This is a genomic window from Arthrobacter sp. TB 23 (assembly GCF_000294595.1).
In the GTDB taxonomy this organism is placed as follows: Bacteria; Actinomycetota; Actinomycetes; order Actinomycetales; family Micrococcaceae; genus Arthrobacter_D.
The window spans coordinates 1-18,976 of record NZ_ALPM01000124.1 but is presented as its reverse complement, the minus strand read 5'-3'; the positions used below and the strand labels follow the sequence as shown (position 1 = coordinate 18,976).

The window sequence follows — 18,976 nt, the reverse complement described above, 5'->3', positions numbered from 1 at the left end:
ATGCAAAACGGAACTTAGATCAAAGGACCAACAAATTCGGAGGCACGGGCGGCTACTACAAGTACCGCAAACGTCCTATCTCCGTGACCCGCCTGCGCAGGCAACGGTTGATCCCATGGCTACTTTGTGCTTTTTAGGTTTGGGGTAGAGCGGGTTCGGGAAGGTAAACCTTGCCGCCTGAGGCGCGGAATTCGGCGGACTTTCCTGCCATCCCGGCGATAGCTTCCTGCGCGGCGGCGCCCCCGAATTGGTCCCTGATGTCCTGGGAGATCCGCATGGAACAGAATTTCGGTCCGCACATCGAGCAGAAGTGTGCAGTTTTCGCCGGTTCGGCAGGAAGTGTTTCGTCGTGGAACTGCTCAGCCGTCTCGGGGTCCAGCGAAAGCGCGAACTGGTCACGCCACCGGAACTCGAAGCGTGCCTTTGAGAGGGCGTCGTCCCGCTGCCCAGCGCCCGGGTGTCCTTTGGCTAGATCGGCGGCATGCGCGGCAATCTTATAGGTGATCACTCCGGTCTTGACGTCGTCCCGATTGGGCAGGCCGAGGTGTTCCTTCGGCGTCACGTAACAGAGCATGGCGGTGCCGTACCGGGCGATTTCGGTCGCCCCAATTGCTGACGTGATGTGGTCGTAACCTGGCGCGATGTCGGTGACGAGCGGGCCGAGGGTGTAGAAGGGGGCCCCGTTGCACAATTCCTGCTGCCTTTCCACGTTCTCCCGGACCAGGTGGAAGGGGATGTGGCCAGGTCCCTCCACCATGACCTGGACGTCGTACGCCCAGGCCCGTTTCGTTAGCTCGGCAAGGGTGTCCAGTTCGGCGAACTGCGCGGCGTCATTGGCGTCCGCGATGGCCCCGGGTCGCAGCCCATCACCGAGTGAGAAGGCGACGTCGTACCGGGCGAAAATCTCACACAGTTCATCGAAGTGCGTGTACAGGAAGTTTTCTTGATGGTGAGCTAGGCACCACCCGGCCATGATCGATCCACCCCGGGAGACGATGCCCGTGACGCGCTCGGCGGTGAGGGGAACGTAGCGCAGCAGCACTCCGGCGTGGATGGTCATGTAGTCCACGCCCTGCTCGCACTGCTCAATAACAGTGTCGCGGAAGATTTCCCAGGTCAGGTCGTTGGCCTCGCCGTTGACTTTCTCCAGTGCTTGGTAGATGGGTACGGTGCCAATGGGCACCGGGGAGTTGCGGATGAGCCACTCACGGGTGGTGTGAATGTCATCTCCTGTTGAAAGGTCCATGACGGTGTCTGCGCCCCACTGGGTTGCCCACTGCATTTTGCTGACTTCTTCGGCGATGGAACTGGTGACCGCCGAATTGCCGATATTGGCGTTGATTTTCACGAGGAAGGCCTTGCCGATAATCATCGGCTCCGATTCGGGGTGATTGATGTTGTTGGGGATGATCGCGCGCCCGGCTGCGACTTCGGAGCGGACCAGTTCGATGTCGCAATTTTCGCGTAACGCGACAAACCGCATCTCCTCGGTGATGACCCCGTGACGCGCGTAGTGCATTTGCGTAACGATCTTCCTGTCGCGGGAGCGCAGCGGGATGGGCTGCATACCCTTCCATTCCTGGCTGGCACGCCCGCGGCGGACCGCCGACTTGCCGTCGTCGAACAGGTTCCGTTCGCGCCCCTGATACTGCTCGACGTCGTCCCGGCCGTCAATCCAGGGCTGCCTCAGCGGCGGCAGGCCCACCGCCGGATCACTGCCCGGACCGGCGGTGCGGTAGACGCGAAGTGGTTCGTTAGGACGGTTGCCCGGTGAGTTTTCGAGGGCGATTTCCGTGACCGGTACAGCCAGCCCATGCTCGGAATCGTGAACATACGAAATGGACTGTGAATTCATAGCACTCAAAGGTTCCTACTTCCTTCGCCGGCATTACCCGGACAGGTTCAACGGTCGCGGACTGCCTCAGCCCGATCTCAGCCCCTGCAACAGGGCACCCGTGTGGATAAAACGACCCTAACACCCCTACCCAGAAAAGTGGGACCTGCGGTCCGTCCCCAACACAATGAACAAACTCGAATAAATCGATTCGAACGGGCAACTTGTGGGAGCAGTGAGTGATAACGATGGCCGTAGATAATCCGAGCATCAAACGCATCCTTTCCTGGTATTACCCGGACAGGTTCCTGCGGCCAACAATGCTTTCATTCGCCCTGTTTGCCTAGTAGACGCCCAGGCTCCCGTTCTACCGGAAATGACCGTAGTCTCGCTGCTGCCTAGGCTTAACCCTTCGGAGACAGACACCCTGCAAAAGGGCTGTTCCCAACCGCATCCGTTGGGGACCCTGGCTCTGTTCTACGAACGTGATGCTGAAAGGCTAGGGTGGCAGTCAAGCACATCGCACTGCGTCGCTATCGGGGGTATCAGCCGCGTTGACGTACGTTCATTGCGTGATGCCGGTGCCGCCGGGGCGGCCGTTGTCTCAGCCGTCTGCGCAACCGACGATCCCCGGACCGCAGCCGAATCGCTTAAGGAGGAATGGTGTTACTAGAAGCTTCAACGCTGCACCGCATACCGCGGGTCCTCAGCATCGCCGGAACAGACCCGACCGGTGGTGCCGGGATCCAGGCTGACCTGAAAAGTATTGCAGCCATGGGCGGGTACGGAATGGCGGTCGTCACGTCCCTCGTGGCACAGAACACCCTCGGTGTCCGTTCCGTTCACACGCCGCCGGCGCATTTCCTGATTGAACAGCTCGAAGCGGTCAGCGATGACGTCACTATCGACGCCGTGAAAATCGGCATGCTGACAGATGCTGGAACCATCGCTGTCGTCCGGGACTGGCTCCGTCAAGTCCACCCGCCGCTGGTAGTGCTGGATCCCGTCATGGTAGCCAGCAGCGGGGACAGGCTCCTGGCCGCCTACGCCGAAACCGCGTTACGGGAGTTGGTGAGCCAAGCGGATCTGGTCACCCCTAATCTTCCCGAACTCGCGGTCCTGGTGGATGAACCAGTCGCCGAGGATTGGCCTGCAGCTATCGAACAGGGCAAGAAGCTGTCCACGGCATCGGGAACAATTGTGCTCGTCAAAGGCGGTCACCTGTCAACAGAATCCAGTCCCGACGCACTCGTCGATGTCACCGGCCGGATAGGTCGTGCCAGCGAAAGCGTCGTGGAATTCATCCACCCTCGGGTTGCGACCAAAAACACTCATGGAACCGGGTGTTCCCTGTCCTCCGCCGTCGCTACCGTCATGGCACGCACCGGTGATTGGGTCGGTGCCGTCCGCCAGGCGAAGAGCTGGTTGCAGGACGCACTCACCCACGCCGACGAATTAGAAGTAGGACACGGCAACGGGCCTATCAACCACTTCCACCAGCTATGGGCCGCGGCCGCGGCCCATAGCCTGCAGCACAACCAGGACAGCAGCACGCCTTAGGGAAGAGGGCGCGTCCTGTCGGTTTCGGGGCCGATAAGTCCGACGATGAATACGAGACTCCCGGCGAGAACTAGCAGTAGGTGATTCGGTGCCATCCAGAGGTGCCATCGGACTACCGACGAGGGCTCATGCCAGCTGGACTCCTACCCGGGGACCCAACCAGGATGTCTATGATTGCAAGGTTGAGGGCAAATCTACTTGAACGATCGCTACGCCAGGTGGAGGTCTTTGGGTTCAGGCATCTATTCAGTTGTACATTGGATGAACACTCGCTCAACGGGCGCGGTTTCCGAGCTTTCGGTCGGTGCGGCGTTATCTAATTGAGATATGGACCCCATTACTCGCCGTAATCTTCTGCGCGCGGCAGGCGCAGTCGCCGTCACCGGCGCCGCTGCCGGGACGATCATGACGCCCGCTTCACAGGCTGCTCGCCTTCGGGTTGTTTCGACGCCAAACCCTTTATTTGCCCATGGTGTTGCCTCCGGTGACCCGCTTCCCGACGGTGTCCTGCTCTGGACCCGCGTCACGCCGACGCCCGAAGCGACTCCCGGTTCGGGGATCGGTCCGGATGCATCGGTGAAGTGGGAGGTTTCACTGGACCCGGAATTCCGTCGGATTGTGGCGCGTGGCGCGACGACTACTGGTGCGATCCGTGACCACACCGTGAAAGTGGAACCACGGGGACTGCAGCCCGCCACAACCTATTGGTACCGGTTCAGCCTGGGAAAGGGCGTCTCGCCCGTCGGCCGGACGCGGACAGCGCCGCGAGCAGGGGCGGCCGTGGATCGTCTGCGAATCGGTGTCGTATCCTGCGCAAACCTTCAGGCCGGCTGGTTCTCCTCATACCGCCACCTTGCCGCACGCGGGGACCTGGATCTTGTAATACACCTAGGGGACTACCTGTACGAGTACGCGCCGGGTGAATACCAGGCGCGCGCAATAGTGGTCCGCCCACATGACCCCGCCGTGGAGATGACCGTCCTTGAGCACTACCGGCGTCGCCATGCGCAGTACAAGAGAGATCCAGACCTTCAAGCACTTCACGCAGTAGCTCCGTTCGTCGTGACATGGGACGACCATGAGTCCGCAAACGATGCGTGGTCCGGCGGAGCGGAGAACCACACTGAAGGCATCGAAGGCGCCTGGTCCGACCGACGGACAGCCTCTCAGCAGGCCTATGCCGAGTGGATGCCGGTGCGTTACGAAAACGGTGGCGACCTGTACCGTTGTCTGTCCTTCGGTTCGCTCGCGAGTATCTCCATGCTCGACCTGCGTACGTACCGCAGCCAGCAGGCAGAGAGCGTCGTCGATCCGGAGATTGGCAGCCCCGACCGCACCATCACCGGTGACGCCCAAATGACCTGGCTGCTCGACGGTCTCACTTCAGAGGATGCGCAGTGGAAACTGGTTGGCAATCCGGTGATGATCACGCCGATCCGATTCCCGTCTACTCTCAGTACCAGTGAGGTAGGTGCCATGGAGGAACTGCTTGGCACTTCCACCATCGACGGAGTGCCGTACAACACTGACCAATGGGACGGGTACACATCGGACCGGTCCCGTGTGCTGAAGCACCTGCGGGACAACGGTGTGACAGACACTGTTTTCCTCACCGGAGACATCCATTCCGGGTGGGCCTGCGATCTTCCAGCCGACCCGCTGACGTATCCCGCCTCGGGCAACTCGGTGGCGACCGAGTTCGTCTGCACCTCGGTGACGAGCGACAACCTTGATGACATCCTTAATGTTCCGCCTCGCACTGCATCGGTCGCCGTCGAGGCTGCTTTTAAGGCGAACAACCCGCACGTGAAGTACCTCGACTTCGATTCCCACGGGTATTCGGTTCTTGAGGTTACGCCGTCGGGCGTGCGAATGGACTGGTACGTACTCTCGGAACGGATGGACCGGGCGGCGACGAGCAGGATTTCCACTTCGTGGCAGGTTATGGCCGGCACACAGCGGGTCACCCCGGCAACCGGGGGTGTCCTGTGATGGACTCAACGCGCAGGCAGTTTTTTAGGGCTACCGCCGCCGGTGGCGCCGCCGTTGTGCTCTCGGGGGTTCCCGGCGCGGCTTGGGCACGCAGGCCAGTTCTTGCGCCAACCGGACGGACGAGGGCGTACGTGTTGGTGGTGGATGGCTGCAAGCCTGGTGAGATCACGGCGGGGCTGACACCACGTCTGGCGCAGTTGCGCGCTGAAGGAACCACGTTCCCGGCCGCCCGATCGCTGCCCGTAATGGAGACCATTCCGAATCATGTGATGATGATGACCGGTGCCCGCCCTGACCGCACGGGCGTGCCGGCCAATAGAATTTTCGACCGCGTCGAATCTGTACAGCGCGATCTCGACCGGCCTTCGGATCTACGGTTCATCACTCTGATTGAGCAACTAAACGGGACCGGGCGTACGACAGGTACCGTGCTAAGCAAGGAATACCTGTACGGCATTTTTGGTGAGCGTGCTACCTACCGTTGGGAGCCTGCTCCCATCGTTCCGGTGAGTGGTCATGCCCCCGACGCTGCCACGATTGATGCTTTGATAGCGATGGTTGACTCAGCGGACCCGGATTTCGTGTTCGCCAACCTCGGCGACGTCGACCGTATGGGCCACAGCGATCTGACAGGCACAACCCTGGAAGTAGCCCGCACTGCCGCCTTGGCATCGGCGGACCTGCAGGTAGGCCGTTTCGTCGACAGGCTGAAGGCAACTGAAAAGTGGGAGTCCAGCGTGGTCTTGGTCCTTGCGGACCATTCGATGGACTGGTCCATTCCCACCAATGTCATCTCGGTGGACCGCATACTCAGCACCCGTCCAGACCTGCGTTCGAACACCCAGATCGCCCAAAACGGGGGAGCGGACCTGCTCTACTGGGTCGGCGGCGCAGCAACGAAGGACGCGGCGCTGGCTGAGATACGCACGCTGGTGCTGGCGCATCCAGGAGTCCATGCGGTGAACACTCCCTCCCAGCTTCGTCTGGGTCCAGAAGCGGGAGACCTAGTGGCAACCTGCCGTGCAGGCTGGCGTTTCTCTGACCCCTATGTGGCGTCCAATCCCATTCCCGGGAATCACGGCCATCCAGCAACGGAACCAATCCCGTTTTTCGTTAGTGGGGGAAGCCCACGGGTAGTCCGGGGTATGGTGTCATCGCAACCGGCGCGAACCGTCGACGTAGCGCCTACCATGGGCGCACTGTTTGGCGTGAAAGCGCCCCCGGGCGGATATGACGGGACTGCGCGGACGGTCGCTTTCAGCCTCTAGTGGTGTCCGGCTGAAGGGTTGGATCGACGCTCCGGACCCAGATATCGGATCTAGCCTGGTGAGGTTATTCTCGGGGGTGCGGGCGGCCGCCCGCACCCAAATGAGCCCTAGAAGGGGGTTCAGTAATGGGATTTTATCCGCGTTGGGCAAAAAGCGGGGTGCTTCAGTTCCAAGGTTCCGCTAGCCAATGATGATCCATTCTGCTCCATTCAACACGCTGACCGAGATCCGCGGCAAGGATGCCGGGGAATTCCTGAGGATGATATTGGTTTGGCTCGGAATGGTGTATTGCCTGTGGCACAGATCGCTAAGCATTCTGGGCTCTCGATCAAATAGATTTATATCAAATCACGTAGACCCAGACCTAAAGTGAATCGACGGAACTGTCACCGTCGACAAAGAAATATTTGAAGACGCTGCGGGTTCTCCGTCACGTCGTCAACGTCTCGCTTATCCATGAGATATTCGGAGAGGAGAGATGGTTTTTATGATCTCTAGCTATTCAGGACTCGGGGCTTACGGCCTAGCCCATGTCCATGCGAAGCGTTCACCGTGGTCTGCGAGGAAAGCAATCTCGAGTCGGCTACTACCTTCACGGGGTATGAAGTGCCTCGCTTCGCAGAGCCACCGGGGCCGTCAAACGTGGCTGAAGATCAGGGCAGAAAAGGGGGTGTGCACATTGTGCACACCTTGGGTGTCGGACTGGGTCGTATCGGTGTCGGTCTGGGGCGGTTTGGGGAGGTTTTCGGGGGAGGCCAGTGTTTGCAGGGGGTGAAAGCCGGTTCAAGTCCCACTTCGGGCACAGTGTTTCCCCTAGTCAGAGGCTGTTTTGGTCTCTGACTGTGCACAAACCGGCTCAGATGGTGAACAGGGTGTGCCTGTTTCGGTGGGTGGGTTGCAGTCTTCCTGTGGTGGGTTGCCTCCTTTCTCTCGTGAAGCCCTTGGTTGGCGTTCCTACCAGTTCATGGGGGAGTGGTGAGCAAGGTACATGACTTCGGTGAAAGTTTTTCATCCAGTTTTCTCCTTGGCGTCGGTCTGATAGTGGAATCACCGCTGGGTACGAGGGGCCGGAGTGCAACTTGGGGAACCGGTAGATGGCCGGACTTTTGTGAGGAAGTAAGCGACGGATGAGCGCCGAACGAAAATTTGGTCCGCTCCCGGCGCATCGCGCCCTGGTTGCGCGAAGGCCCCGCCCAGCGATGATGGGGATCAGAATGACAAACAGCGAAAATGCTTTTAGTCATTCATGGGTATGTTTCGCCGGCACTGCATGACGCTGGTTCGGGCTCACAGTCGGCACTTCCTACCGGGTGTCGGCGTTTCCAGAGTTGTACGCGCGGTGGGAGGCTGAAGCAACGGCAATCGTTGAGGCGCTCGGGGGCGGAATCGCGCCCACTGCGTGTACCAGCCCGTCTAAGGCGGCGGCAGCGACAAGCGAGCCAAAAATCTGAGTCAGGTACGCAAGGAAATTTTGCGTTTCACTCAACAGGGTGTCGGCGGAACGTATGTGTGGGGTGGGACGGCCTTCAAAGCGTGGGACTGCTCTGGCTACGTGCAATGGATTTACAGGCAGGCTGGAGTCAACCTTTTACGAGTTGAGCAATGGAGAGTCGGGACGCGGACTGAGACTCCCCAGCCAGGGGACCTCGTCGTCTAGAACCCAAAAGGGCCAAACAACTGGGGACACGATGGCATTTGTGCGGGAGACGGCATGATGTACAGCGCGCTAGATCCCACGGTGGGCAGGTTGCGGCATCCAATAGCTTGGAATACCGATACGGCGTATTTTGATCTCGTGGCGTGACCAGTCCTTACGTCAAACAAAGCAACCCTGGCCGCGGCCACGACTAGGTCGCCCGACGTCATCGAGGAGATTTTCGAGTTTCACAATGAAGGTCGTGGGCTTGCCGATTTTCAGATCCTTCGAGATGACGTCGTCTCTGCCTTCAAATCCGCCCCGCCATTGGGCACTGCGATCGAAGAGTTACGATACCCATCCGACGAAGAGAGGCTCCAGGTACGCGAAATCGAATGGAGGGGTACTCCCTCCCTGTGTTCCAGGTTACATAGTGAGATCTTTTGTTGGGTCTAGTGTGGTGTGTATTCGGTCTAGTGATCTTCGGGACCGAGTCCCGGAATCGTTGAACGGATATGAAGTTGTCCGTGATCTAGTCAGGAGCACCTCTTAGATGACCGATAGCGTGAAGGCCATGGGTAGTGACGGTGAGTTCGCTGGTCTGAGGGCAGTGTTCCTCAATTGCACCTTGAAGCGTAGCCCCGAACTGAGCCACACCTCCGGGCTGGTCCGTCTGAGCGCTGATCTGATGCGGGCGAAGGGCGTCCATGTTGATATTGTGCGACCAATCGATCTTCCGGTAGCGACGGGTGTTTACCCGGATATGAGGGAACACGGCTGGGAAGAGGACGCCTGGCCCTCCATTTTCGAGAAAATTGAACAGGCAGACATTTTGGTGCTGGCTGGACCGATCTGGCTTGGAGACAACAGTTCGGTGATGAAACAGATCATTGAACGTCTCTATGCGATGTCAGGGATGACGAACACCCGCGGGCAGTACGTCTATTACGGGAAGGTAGGTGGCGCTTTGCTGACGGGGAACGAGGACGGCGTCAAGCACTGCGCGATGAATATTCTTTACAGCCTTCAGCACATTGGGGTGACCATTCCTCCGGCCGCGGATGCGGGTTGGATTGGAGAGGCAGGACCGGGCCCAAGCTATTTGGATGAAGGTTCAGGTGGCCCGGAGAATGACTTCACCAACCGCAACACCACCTTTATGACCTGGAACCTGCTTCATATGGCTCGAATCCTGAAACTGGCCGGAGGTATCCCTGCCCAGGGAAACCTACCTGACGCTTGGAAAAAGGGCGACAGGTTCGGTCTGGAAGCGAATCCGGAGTACAGGTAGCGTCAGCGATTGTTTTTGAACGCTACCGGCGCAACAAATCTTGTGCGGCTAGACGAGCGAGGCCAAATCTGATCCTACTGAGGGGTAGGTGGCTGTGGTTGATTTCAGTTGGCGGGTGGTGAGGCCGTGTTTCATGGCCAGGCTGATGGTGTTGGCTAGTTCGGCGTAGTCTGTGCCGAAGAGATGCGCGCCGACGATCTGATCCGTTGATTTGTCGATCAGGATTTTCGATGCGCCGCTGGTTTCCCCTGTTCGGCAATTCGTGTACCAGGCGCTGGTATCGGTATAGCGGACGTCGACGTCCAGGCCACTGTCAGCGGCTTCGTGTTCGAGCATGCCGAGGCGCACTAGTTCAGGAATTGTGAAGACTGTCGTTGGTATGGCGGTGTAGTCGGGGGCCGTGGTATCTGATTTGAGTATGTTTGATGCTGCCACTTTGGCCTCGAACACTGCGACCGGGGTTAGCGGCATACCCGGGGTGTCAGCGGCATCACCTGCTGCGTAGACGGCGGGATTGGTGGTGCTTTGGAGATGGTCGGCGATCTGTATTCCTTTAGGCCCGTATGCGACGTTGGCCGCTTCGAGGTTCAGTCGGGATAGGTCCGGGATCCGGCCCGCGCCGTGGACAACGAGGTCCGCTTCAATTGTCGACGTCTCGCCAGCTTGAGTGAGGTGGAGGCGGAATCCGTTGCCTGACTTGTCGATACGGGTGATGCTTGTGCCGCGTTGGACGATGATGCCTGACTCTGTGCCGCGCGCGATCAGGAGGTCAACGAGGTCTGGGTCAAAGTTCTTCAGTGGTCGGGTCCCGCGATCAAGGATGATGGTGGAGCTTCCGGCTCGGGCGGCGATATGGGCGAATTAGAAAGAGATGAAACTTTCGCCGAGGAAAACGATTCGGGGTGGCAGCTTCTGAAGGTTGAGGAAGTCGGTGCTATCGATGAGATGCTCGGCTCTGGGGAAGCCCAGAGGCCGGGGTGTGGCTCCGGTGGCGACGAGGATTTTCGGAGCTTCGTATGATGCTCCGGCGATGTTGACCGTTGTTGGACTGGTGAAGGTCGCCGTCCCGTGGAGGGTCTGTACCCCGTGTGAATGCAGGTCTTCTTCCACGGTCGTTGGGATTGGTTCGGTGAATCCGTGTTTGTGTTCCATCAGGTCCTGCCAGTTGATGGACATGGTGCCCGGGTTTACGCCTTTGCCGCTCATGAGCCGGGCGGCTTCGATCACTTCGGCGCCACGCCTGAGGATTTTCTTTGGATTGCACCCGCGCAAGGCGCAGGTTCCGCCGTAGGGTAGGGAGTCCACGATCGCAACATTCCACCCCTTCGACGCGCATTTCGTCGCGGCGGCGATTCCAGCCATCCCGGCACCAATGACCAGAAGGTCGACATCGGTAGTCATCTCATACCGCTTTCTTGTCTGAAAGCGGAGTCGTAGTCGTGGTCGTGGTTGTAGCGGGTGGTAGTGCTGCCCTGAGCTGGTCGAGGGTCGGAGCCCCGGCTGGCCCCTCTGGGGTGAGGTATCGGCGGCATGCTAAACCGACTGGTGCGCCAGGACCCGCGAAAGGGTCGATGTCGTCGATCAGGATGCTCGGGGAACCGTGAAATCCGGTTCGTTCGGCTTCCTCAGCGGTGTCGATTATTTGTCGGGTGAGGACGATGTCGGGGCGGTCTTCGGCTAAAGCGATGAGTCGTTCATTGGCTAGGGTCCAGTTGGGGCAGCCCTCGAAGTACTGCAGGGTGATCTTCATCTTCTGACTGTAAACCTTATAGCCGACTACAAGGTCAAGTGTTAGACTGGGGGATGCGTATTGGGGAACTTGGGGCGCTTGCGGGCGTTGATAGTCAGACCATCCGGTTCTATGAGCGTGAAGGTCTGCTGCCGGATCCTCTGCGCACGTCGAATGGCTACCGCAGTTATGACCCTGAGATAGTGGGCCGGTTGCGGTTCATCCGGTCGGCCCAGGCGGCCGGTCTGACGTTGGCCGAAATTTCGAGCACGCTACGTCTCCGCGACGCGGGTGAGGCCCCGTGCGCCCATGTATCGGCACTCCTGGAACGAAAGCTCTCCTATGTCCAGGTGCGCCAACGCGAACTTGACGCCTTATCGGCGGAGCTTAAAGGGCTGATCGATTCGAGTCGGGCTCTTGATCCTGCTGATTGTTCCGACACGGAGATTTGCCACATCATCATACCGTTGATGAACATGTAGGCCCTGCTGCGAACGGACGGCAGGGCCTACATGGGTTTGTGGTGGTTTAGAGACTTGGTGCAGCTGGGATGTCCAGGTCGGTGTCGACGAGGTGGTTGAAGTAGTTGGTGAACAGGTTCAGGGCCACGTGGGTGGAGAGTTCCGTGAGCTCAGTGTCTGACCATCCTGCGTCGAGGGCGGTTTGCCAGTCGGCGTCCTTCACGGACCCCTTGTTCGCTGTGGCCTGCCGGGCCAGTTCCAGCAGTGTTGCCAGTTTGTCGTCGAAGTCGATGTCGCCCCTGCGGATCGCCGGTATGTGCTCCGAATCACTTATCAGACCGTGTCTTACACAGGATGCGCGCTCATCGCACAATGAAGGAAGTATTCCCATGAACAAGTCAATGCGATTTTTTGCAGTCCCCACTCTCGCCCTCGGCGGAGGGTGTCAAATATTTTGTGTAAGGGCAGGGTGACCCTTAGCAGGAAGCCGAGATACTGATGTCCATGATTGATAAGGAAGCTCCTGAGGAGCGCAGACGTTCTCAGCGTGAGGGTGTGGAGGCGTTGGAGGCCTCGGGTGCCCTGAATGAGTTGTATTCCATGATCGATTCCGGCCAGGTCGAGCTCGAAGGCAAGGACGGCCTGATCCAACGGCTGATCAAGGCGGGTCTGGAACGGGGCTTGCAGGCCGAGCTCGGTGACCACCTCGGGTATGACAGGGGCGACCCAGACGCGGCTTTGTTCCCGAACTCACGCAATGGTGCCTTCCCCAAAACCGTCGGGACCGCTGTCGGGGACGTTGAATTGGCGATCCCGCGGGATCGGGACGGCACGTTCACCCCGGCCCTGGTCCCGAAAGGTTCCAGGCGCCTGGGCGGGCTCGATGAGATGATCGTGAGCCTTTATGCCGGCGGGATGACGGTGCGTGATATCGAGCATCACCTCGTGTCCACGATCGGCACGGAGATCAGCCGCGAAACGATCTCGAAGATCACCGATGAAGTCCTCGAGGAGGTCACCGCTTGGCAGCGACGGCCGCTGGAGGCCTGGCAGTGTCTAACGATCGTTGCGAATACTGATCGTGAGGGATTCATATGCCCAGGTCCGCGACGGAGCGCACGTACGCAACAAAGCCGCCCACATAGCGGTCGGGGTCGACATGGAAGGAATCAAGCATGTCCTGGGCATCTGGGTCCAAGCCACCGAGGGCGCGAAGTTCTGGGCCGGTGTCTGCGCCGAGCTGGCCAACCGGGGTGTGAAGGACGTGCTGATCGTGTGCTGCGATGGGCTCACCGGGTTCCCCGAAGCGATCGAAGCAACCTGGCCCGATTCGCTCGTGCAGACCTGCGTGGTGCACCTGATCCGGGCCTCGATGCGGTTCGTGTCCTACGGGCAGCGCAAAGCCGTCGCGGCTGCTCTGAAAGCCGTTTACCAGGCCCCGAATGAGACCGCGGCACGGGCCGCGTTGGAGGAATTCGCGGCCTCGGAGCTCGGCAAGAAAAACCCGAACACCGTCCGGGCCTTCGAGGACGCCTGGGACCGGTTCACCCCGTTCCTAGCCTTCCCGCCGATGCTGCGCAGGGTCATTTACACCACCAACGCGATCGAGTCTTTGAACTTCCAGCTCCGAAAAATCATCAAGAACCGCGGCCATTTCCCCTCCGACGACGCTGTCGTGAAACTGCTCTGGCTGGCAATCTGCAACATCGAAGACAAACGCGCACGAGAACGAGCCAAAGAACGCGGTCTCGGCCGCGAATCCAAACGCAAGGCCGACGGACGCCTCGTCGAAGGCCAAGTCACCACCAACTGGAAACAAGCCCTCGCCCAACTCGCCCTCGCTTACCCCGACCGCATCAACCCCTACCTATGAAAACCATCCAGCGGCCACCCGCTTACACAAACAACTTGACAGGCTCCCTCGGCGCCCTCGCCATGGCAGCTTCGCCAGCTATAGCGCACGACGGCGAAACTCACTCCTACTCCTCGACCCTGGGCCAGCTCAACGGCACCACCGGCACCGGTACCATCACCGTTGATGTCACTGGCGACAAGGCAATGGTCAACTTGCAAGTTTCCGGCCTCGCCGAGACCTTCATGGACGGACCCTACCCTCACGTCCAGCACATCCACGGTGGGGCTCTCGGTGAATGCCCCGCGCCAGCCGATGACGAAAACGGTGACGGCATCCTGAACACCACCGACGGCGCCCCTTCTTATGGTGGAATCTTGACCACGTTGACTACCAGCGGCGCCACCGGTGCTGAAGAGGGCCTGAACCTTGAGCTCGGCGGTCAGGGCGGAAGCTACACCATTCAGCGCGAAATCGACCTTAACGCCGAAACCAAGGCATCCCTTGAAGCCGGTACCGCCGTCGTCGTGGTCCACGGCCTGGACCCAGCAACTGCCGGTGTCTCTGAGGAAGTCTTCAACTCCCCAAGTGACCTGGATCCTTCACTTCCTCTCGGCGCAACCTCACCAGCGCTGTGTGGAACACTCGTAGCCTCACAGATGGGCGACATGCCCGCCGGTGGCGCTGACACCGGTGTCGCACAGGAAACCGGGTCCAACACCGCCATGCTCGCCATCGGTGGCGGACTTGTCCTCGCCGCAGCAGCCGGTGGAACCTTTATGGTCCGCCGCAGCAACACCAACGCATAAGCACAGCCCAAACTACACGAGTACCTGAGCTAATCGGACCAACTCCTCAACCGATTAGGCCACCAAAACGACCGCCGCAGAAGCCCCCAGCCTCTGCGGCGGTCGTCTGTCTTAAACACAGTCATAACAACTCTGCCACTAAAGGAAACAGTCCGAGACCACACCTTTTCGTAACTTTGCGATCTGCGAACGCGACATAAGGAACGGAGATCACCGTGAAATCTGCTGATTGCCTGCGTCGCTTCCATAAACTTCGCGTCGATAGCTTCCAAGGCCCTCGTTGTCCCGGCCTGCTGGGCTGCAGTGACGACGCAGTATTACAGATGGGTTTCTAGCAGACCCAGACTCACCGCATGCAAGGCACTGTTTACCGCCGCGACCTCGGTGAAAATGTCAACGCAGTACTGATCCTCGTTGACCATCCGCTAGCCCGCGGACTTACCCTTCGATGCGCTTCAGGCACCACCAATAGCGCGGTTTCGTCTGAGGAATAGCCGTGTACTGCGCCGACGGCCGTTTGAAGCACATGTCATTAGCGCGGCCCTAAGCATTGTTATGGCGACCTCGCAACCGGGCGAGGGAGTGTCTGAATAACGGTGGATCCACGGTTGGCTGGCAGGTAGTGGTGTATGAGCCCGTCATGTCGGAAAACGCTGCCGTCGGGTCATCGGGTCGATTTCCGTACTAACCCATATCCCGAGCCTTGGCGCTCGTGCTGGCGTGTGGATCTCTTATGGTTCGATAGTCATCAATGATGTTCGTACTAGTGATGGGCGTTCGATGGCATCGCGGCAATGGTGGCGGGTAGCTCTGGCGATGTTTGCGGTGGGGTGGGGCGCGAACCAATTTGCGCCCCTTCTTCTGGTCTACCAGGCATACATTCCCGCGACAGAAGTGGCAGCATCCTTCGGCGCGTACGCTCTGGGGCTCATCCCTGCGCTTCTAATCGCCGCAAGGCTTTCGGACAGGTATGGCCGTCGCCGCGTGATGCGTCCTGTGCTGGTTCTCTCTGTCGTTGCCTCTGTCGTGTTGCTGCTCGGGGCCCATGAGACTTGGTTGCTCCTGGCCGGTAGGATACTCGCCGGGGTCGCCTCCGGTGCCGCTTTTGGGCCCGGCACCGCTTGGATCAAGGAACTCTCTGCTGATGCCGCTGCGGGTAGCGGTGCCCGACGAGCGGCGGTTTCGCTTTCTGCAGGATTCGCGGTCGGTCCACTCATCGCCGGGATCCTCGCCCAGTGGCTCCCATATCCGCAGACCTTGCCCTACATCGTTCACATCCTCCTTATGTTCGTCATCGCCCCGCTCGTATGGTTTGCGACGGAAACCGTGAAAGCACAACCTCAGACGGCGCGGGTGCAAACCGAACTGCGGGCGGCGATCATGGCCCCAATTTTCCTACGGAGAGTCCTGCCGAGTGCACCATGGGTGTTCGGAGCCGCGACGACGACTGTCGCCGTTTTACCGGGTTTAGTCGATGTTGGCCAGTTCAATATCGCTGTCAGTGGAGCCTCAGCTGGACTCACTCTCGGAACCGGAGCGTTCGTGCAGCCCCTCGCGCGACGACTCGAGCAGCGCCGGGCCGGGATCACGCTCCACGTGGGATATGGGAGCTTGATCGCAGGATTGCTATTGGCCTCAGTGACGGCGGCTACCAGAGAACCTTTCCTACTCATCCCCTGCGCCATTATGCTGGGCAGTGCTTATGGGATGCTCCTCATCGGCGGACTTGCAATAAGCGAAGAACTCGCCGCACCTAAGGATCTTGCTACCGTAACGGCGGTGTTCTTTTGCCTAACCTACGTAGGGTTCGCTTTCCCCTTTATCGTGGCCGCGCTCAGTGAACGTACCTTGCCGCAATGGACCCTCCTCGGCGCAGCAACCCTCGCGCTCCTTGCCTGGTTGGGAAGTTCAGCCACCATCCGATGGCCCCGTCAATGAGGTCCCGGTATTGGTTCGGATTGGCTTTTGAGCGGCCTCTTCCAACAGGAACCTACAGCCCGGATGTCCGCAGCACAGCACCCACTGATGACCCCAGAATTTCTCGGACTGAACCGTCCCGGGTTTGATGCCGCTATCTTCTGTGAGAAAGATAGTGATTATGCCCAAGCAGTTTCCTCCCGAGGTCCGTGATCGTGCAGTTCGCATGACGGTGGATCGGTTGTCCGAGTATCCCTCTGTTTACACGGCTTGTAAGGCTTTGGCGCCGAAGCTGGGAGTCGGTGCTGAATCGCTGCGTCGGTGGGTGGTCCAGGCCCAGATCGATGCCGGTGAAAAGACCGGGCCAAGCAGCGAGGAGTTGGAGGAAATCAAGCGGCTCCGGGCCGAGGTGCGGGATCTGAAGGAGTCCAACGAGATCCTGAAACGGGCCTCGATTTTCTTCGCGAGGGAACTCGACCCTCGCCGCCGCTGATCTGCCGATTTATCGACGAATTGCGCGCTCTTGGTTACGCGGTCGAGTCGATCTGCGCCGTCCTGCGAGAGCAGGGCGTGCAGGTTGCCGCACGAACCTACCTGGCGTGGAAGACACGTCTGCCAGCGTTGCGCACCCTTGAAGACGCCCGCGTTACCGATGCCCTACGAGCTTTGAACGTCGCTGATGCGAAAGGCCGTCGACGCCCCGAGATCCTTTACGGGCGGCGGAAGATGACTCAGTGGCTGCGCCGCAACGGTTTCCCGGAAGCCTCCAAACACACTGTGGACCGGCTGATGCGCGAGGAGGGCATGAACGGTCTGATTAGGGGCCGCAAGATGCGTACCACGGTCCCTGGTAAGGACGGCCGCCGCGCCGGGGATCTGTTGAATCGGGACTTCATAGCGCTGACACCGAATCAGGTCTGGGTTACTGATTTCACCTACGTGCCGGTCTACACCGGGTTCGTCTACGTGGCCTTGGTCATTGACCTGTATTCCCGGGCGATCGTCGGGTGGGAAACTTCCACAGTGAAGCACACTACGTTCGTGGAACATTGCCTGCGGATGGCGTTGTGGCGCCGTCAACACACCGGCCGGCCAGCCGCAGCGGGGCTGATTCATCATTCGGACGCGGGAAGCCAAGGTGAATTCAATTGGTCGTCGCAACACCTCGATTATGGAGGTTCGCGATGGGACGCGGTGGAAAGCAGTTGCGGAAGGCTCCGGAGGGCGCGCGGCGGCAGTGGGCGGCGGATCGGGCGTTACGTCCGCCGATGCGTTCGCCGGGCAGGCCAGAGCCCTCTCGTGCGGTGCAGCGGGAGTTTTGGCGTTTGATCGCTACTGGGGTGACAACCGTCAAAGCTGCGGAGGCGCTCGGTGTGTCGTGGCCGGTCGCGTCGCGGTGGTTCCGTCACGCTGGCGGCATGCCGCCGATCAGTCTTGACGAGCCTACGGGCCGCTACTTGTCCTTCGCTGAGCGTGAGGAGATCTCGTTATTGCGAGCCCGGGAGGTCGGCGTGCGTGAAATCGCGCGGCGGCTTGGCCGCGACCCTGGAACGATCTCGCGCGAGTTGCGTCGCAACGCGGCTACGAGGAGCGGGAAGCATCTCTATCGGGCCTTGGTGGCGCAGTGGAAGGCGCAACAGGCTGCGAAGCGCCCGAAGACCGCGAAACTCGCGGACAATGCGAGGTTGCGTGAGTATGTTCAGGAACGGCTCGCTGGGGTCATCCGCCGGCACGACGGCACTGTCGTCGCTGGCCCTGCGACACCGGCCTGGAAGGGGCTGAACAAACCGCACCGGCAGGACAGGCGATGGTCGACAGCTTGGAGTCCGGAACAGATCTCCCACCGGCTCCGCGTCGATTTCCCGGATGATGAGTCGATGCGCATTAGTCACGAGGCCATCTACCAATCGCTGTTCATCGAGGGTCGTGGCGCGCTCAAGCGCGAGCTGGTCACCTGCCTGCGCACCGGCCGTGCGCTGCGGGAACCTCGAGCTCGATCGAAGAGTAAACCCCAAGGCCATGTCACCGCGGAGGTCCTCATTAGCGAACGCCCCGCCGAAGCCGAAGACCGTGCGGTACCGGGCCACTGGGAGGGTGATCTGATCATCGGAACCGGACGATCCGCGATCGGCACGGTCATCGAGCGCAGCAGCCGCTCCACAATCCTGGTACATCTGCCCAGGCTGGAAGGCTGGGCTGATAGACAGGCCGTGAAGAACGGGCCCTCGCTCGGTGGCTACGGTGCCGTGGCGATGAACGCCGGGCTTACGGTCTCGATGACCAAGCTGCCCGAACAGCTCCGCAAGACCCTCACGTGGGATCGAGGGAAAGAGCTCTCCGCACACGCCCAGTTCACTCTCAGCACTGGAACGAAGGTGTTCTTCGCCGATCCGCACTCACCCTGGCAGAGACCCACGAATGAGAACACCAACGGGCTGTTGCGCCAGTTTTTCCCGAAAGGCACTGACCTCTCCAGGTGGACTGCCGAGGACCTCGAAGCCATCGCTCTGACCTTGAACAACCGGCCCCGTAAAGTCCTCGACTGGAAAACCCCGGCTGAAGTCTTTGCCGAGCAGCTAAGCTCGCTCCAACAGCCCGGTGTTGCAACGACCGATTGAACTGGCCCA

At 60.0% G+C, this 18,976-nt stretch carries 16 protein-coding genes, 2 pseudogenes and 1 riboswitch; of the genes and pseudogenes, 12 read left to right on the top strand and 6 right to left on the bottom strand.

Annotated elements, in window-relative coordinates; all coding sequences use genetic code 11:
- Positions 1-133: 133 nt before the first annotated feature.
- Entirely contained in the window at positions 134-1,855 is a 1,722-nt protein-coding gene (gene thiC / locus B384_RS0116800) for a phosphomethylpyrimidine synthase ThiC (RefSeq protein WP_019484264.1), read from the bottom strand.
- A 2-nt stretch (positions 1,856-1,857) separates the two neighbouring features.
- Positions 1,858-1,967, bottom strand: a riboswitch (TPP riboswitch).
- Positions 1,968-2,494: 527 nt separating this feature from the next.
- Here thiC and thiD point away from each other — a divergent pair.
- From thiD to B384_RS0116780, 5 genes are all read left to right on the top strand, one after another.
- Complete coding sequence (gene thiD / locus B384_RS19430; protein ID WP_019484263.1) at positions 2,495-3,394, top strand: bifunctional hydroxymethylpyrimidine kinase/phosphomethylpyrimidine kinase; 900 nt, start codon at positions 2,495-2,497, stop codon at positions 3,392-3,394.
- 327 nt (positions 3,395-3,721) lie between these two features.
- Positions 3,722-5,386: an alkaline phosphatase D family protein gene (locus B384_RS0116790; protein ID WP_019484262.1), complete on the top strand. Its 1,665-nt coding sequence runs from the start codon at positions 3,722-3,724 to the stop codon at positions 5,384-5,386.
- The gene (locus tag B384_RS0116785) at positions 5,386-6,654 is read left to right on the top strand and encodes an alkaline phosphatase family protein (RefSeq protein ID WP_026041259.1); all 1,269 of its coding nucleotides are present in this window, start codon (positions 5,386-5,388) and stop codon (positions 6,652-6,654) included. The genes B384_RS0116790 and B384_RS0116785 overlap by 1 nt, the downstream gene beginning before the upstream one ends.
- Before the next feature lie 1,507 nt (positions 6,655-8,161).
- The gene (locus B384_RS21240; RefSeq protein WP_272942584.1) at positions 8,162-8,311 is read left to right on the top strand and encodes an NlpC/P60 family protein; all 150 of its coding nucleotides are present in this window, start codon (positions 8,162-8,164) and stop codon (positions 8,309-8,311) included.
- Positions 8,312-8,843: 532 nt separating this feature from the next.
- The gene (locus B384_RS0116780; RefSeq protein WP_019484260.1) at positions 8,844-9,581 is read left to right on the top strand and encodes a flavodoxin family protein; all 738 of its coding nucleotides are present in this window, start codon (positions 8,844-8,846) and stop codon (positions 9,579-9,581) included.
- 48 nt (positions 9,582-9,629) lie between these two features.
- Here B384_RS0116780 and B384_RS21235 read toward each other — a convergent pair whose 3' ends face one another.
- The 3 genes and pseudogenes from B384_RS21235 to B384_RS0116770 all read right to left on the bottom strand — a co-directional run bounded on the left by B384_RS21235 (position 9,630) and on the right by B384_RS0116770 (position 11,331).
- On the bottom strand, positions 9,630-10,052 hold the full coding sequence (locus B384_RS21235; protein ID WP_019484259.1) for a hypothetical protein: 423 nt from the start codon (positions 10,050-10,052) through the stop codon (positions 9,630-9,632).
- A gap of 27 nt (positions 10,053-10,079) precedes the next feature.
- Positions 10,080-10,943: pseudogene (locus B384_RS21230) on the bottom strand (FAD-dependent oxidoreductase); the annotation flags it as partial.
- A gap of 40 nt (positions 10,944-10,983) precedes the next feature.
- Complete coding sequence (locus B384_RS0116770) at positions 10,984-11,331, bottom strand: hypothetical protein (RefSeq protein ID WP_019484257.1); 348 nt, start codon at positions 11,329-11,331, stop codon at positions 10,984-10,986.
- Between the two features lie 53 nt (positions 11,332-11,384).
- Between B384_RS0116770 and B384_RS0116765 the strand changes: the two genes are divergently transcribed.
- On the top strand, positions 11,385-11,792 hold the full coding sequence (locus tag B384_RS0116765) for a heavy metal-responsive transcriptional regulator (RefSeq protein ID WP_019484256.1): 408 nt from the start codon (positions 11,385-11,387) through the stop codon (positions 11,790-11,792).
- A gap of 46 nt (positions 11,793-11,838) precedes the next feature.
- Here the strand turns inward: B384_RS0116765 and B384_RS19420 are convergent, their stop codons facing one another.
- Positions 11,839-12,144 carry a carboxymuconolactone decarboxylase family protein gene (locus B384_RS19420; protein ID WP_019484255.1) on the bottom strand — a complete coding sequence of 102 codons (306 nt, stop codon included), beginning with the start codon at positions 12,142-12,144 and terminating at the stop codon, positions 11,839-11,841.
- A gap of 125 nt (positions 12,145-12,269) precedes the next feature.
- Here B384_RS19420 and B384_RS19415 point away from each other — a divergent pair.
- Positions 12,270-13,644 (top strand): annotated as a pseudogene (locus B384_RS19415) (IS256 family transposase).
- 35 nt (positions 13,645-13,679) lie between these two features.
- Positions 13,680-14,432 (top strand): CHRD domain-containing protein, encoded by a 753-nt coding sequence (locus B384_RS0116750; RefSeq protein WP_019484251.1) that lies wholly within the window; start codon positions 13,680-13,682, stop codon positions 14,430-14,432.
- A gap of 317 nt (positions 14,433-14,749) precedes the next feature.
- Here B384_RS0116750 and B384_RS21435 read toward each other — a convergent pair whose 3' ends face one another.
- The gene (locus tag B384_RS21435) at positions 14,750-14,854 is read right to left on the bottom strand and encodes a metal-sensing transcriptional repressor (RefSeq protein ID WP_019484250.1); all 105 of its coding nucleotides are present in this window, start codon (positions 14,852-14,854) and stop codon (positions 14,750-14,752) included.
- 358 nt (positions 14,855-15,212) lie between these two features.
- Here B384_RS21435 and B384_RS0116740 point away from each other — a divergent pair, with 358 nt between their 5' ends.
- The 4 genes from B384_RS0116740 (at position 15,213) to B384_RS0116725 (ending at position 18,967) form a co-directional block, all read left to right on the top strand.
- Positions 15,213-16,370, top strand: coding sequence for an MFS transporter (locus B384_RS0116740; RefSeq protein ID WP_019484249.1), 1,158 nt, complete (start codon positions 15,213-15,215; stop codon positions 16,368-16,370).
- Between the two features lie 160 nt (positions 16,371-16,530).
- The gene (locus B384_RS0116735; RefSeq protein ID WP_019484248.1) at positions 16,531-16,842 is read left to right on the top strand and encodes an IS3 family transposase; all 312 of its coding nucleotides are present in this window, start codon (positions 16,531-16,533) and stop codon (positions 16,840-16,842) included.
- 20 nt (positions 16,843-16,862) lie between these two features.
- A complete protein-coding gene (locus tag B384_RS0116730; protein WP_019484247.1) occupies positions 16,863-17,678 on the top strand; it encodes a DDE-type integrase/transposase/recombinase in 816 nt (271 codons plus the stop codon).
- Complete coding sequence (locus tag B384_RS0116725) at positions 17,618-18,967, top strand: IS30 family transposase (RefSeq protein ID WP_443110774.1); 1,350 nt, start codon at positions 17,618-17,620, stop codon at positions 18,965-18,967. Before B384_RS0116730 ends, B384_RS0116725 begins: the two co-directional genes overlap by 61 nt.
- The last annotated feature ends 9 nt before the right edge of the window (positions 18,968-18,976 follow it).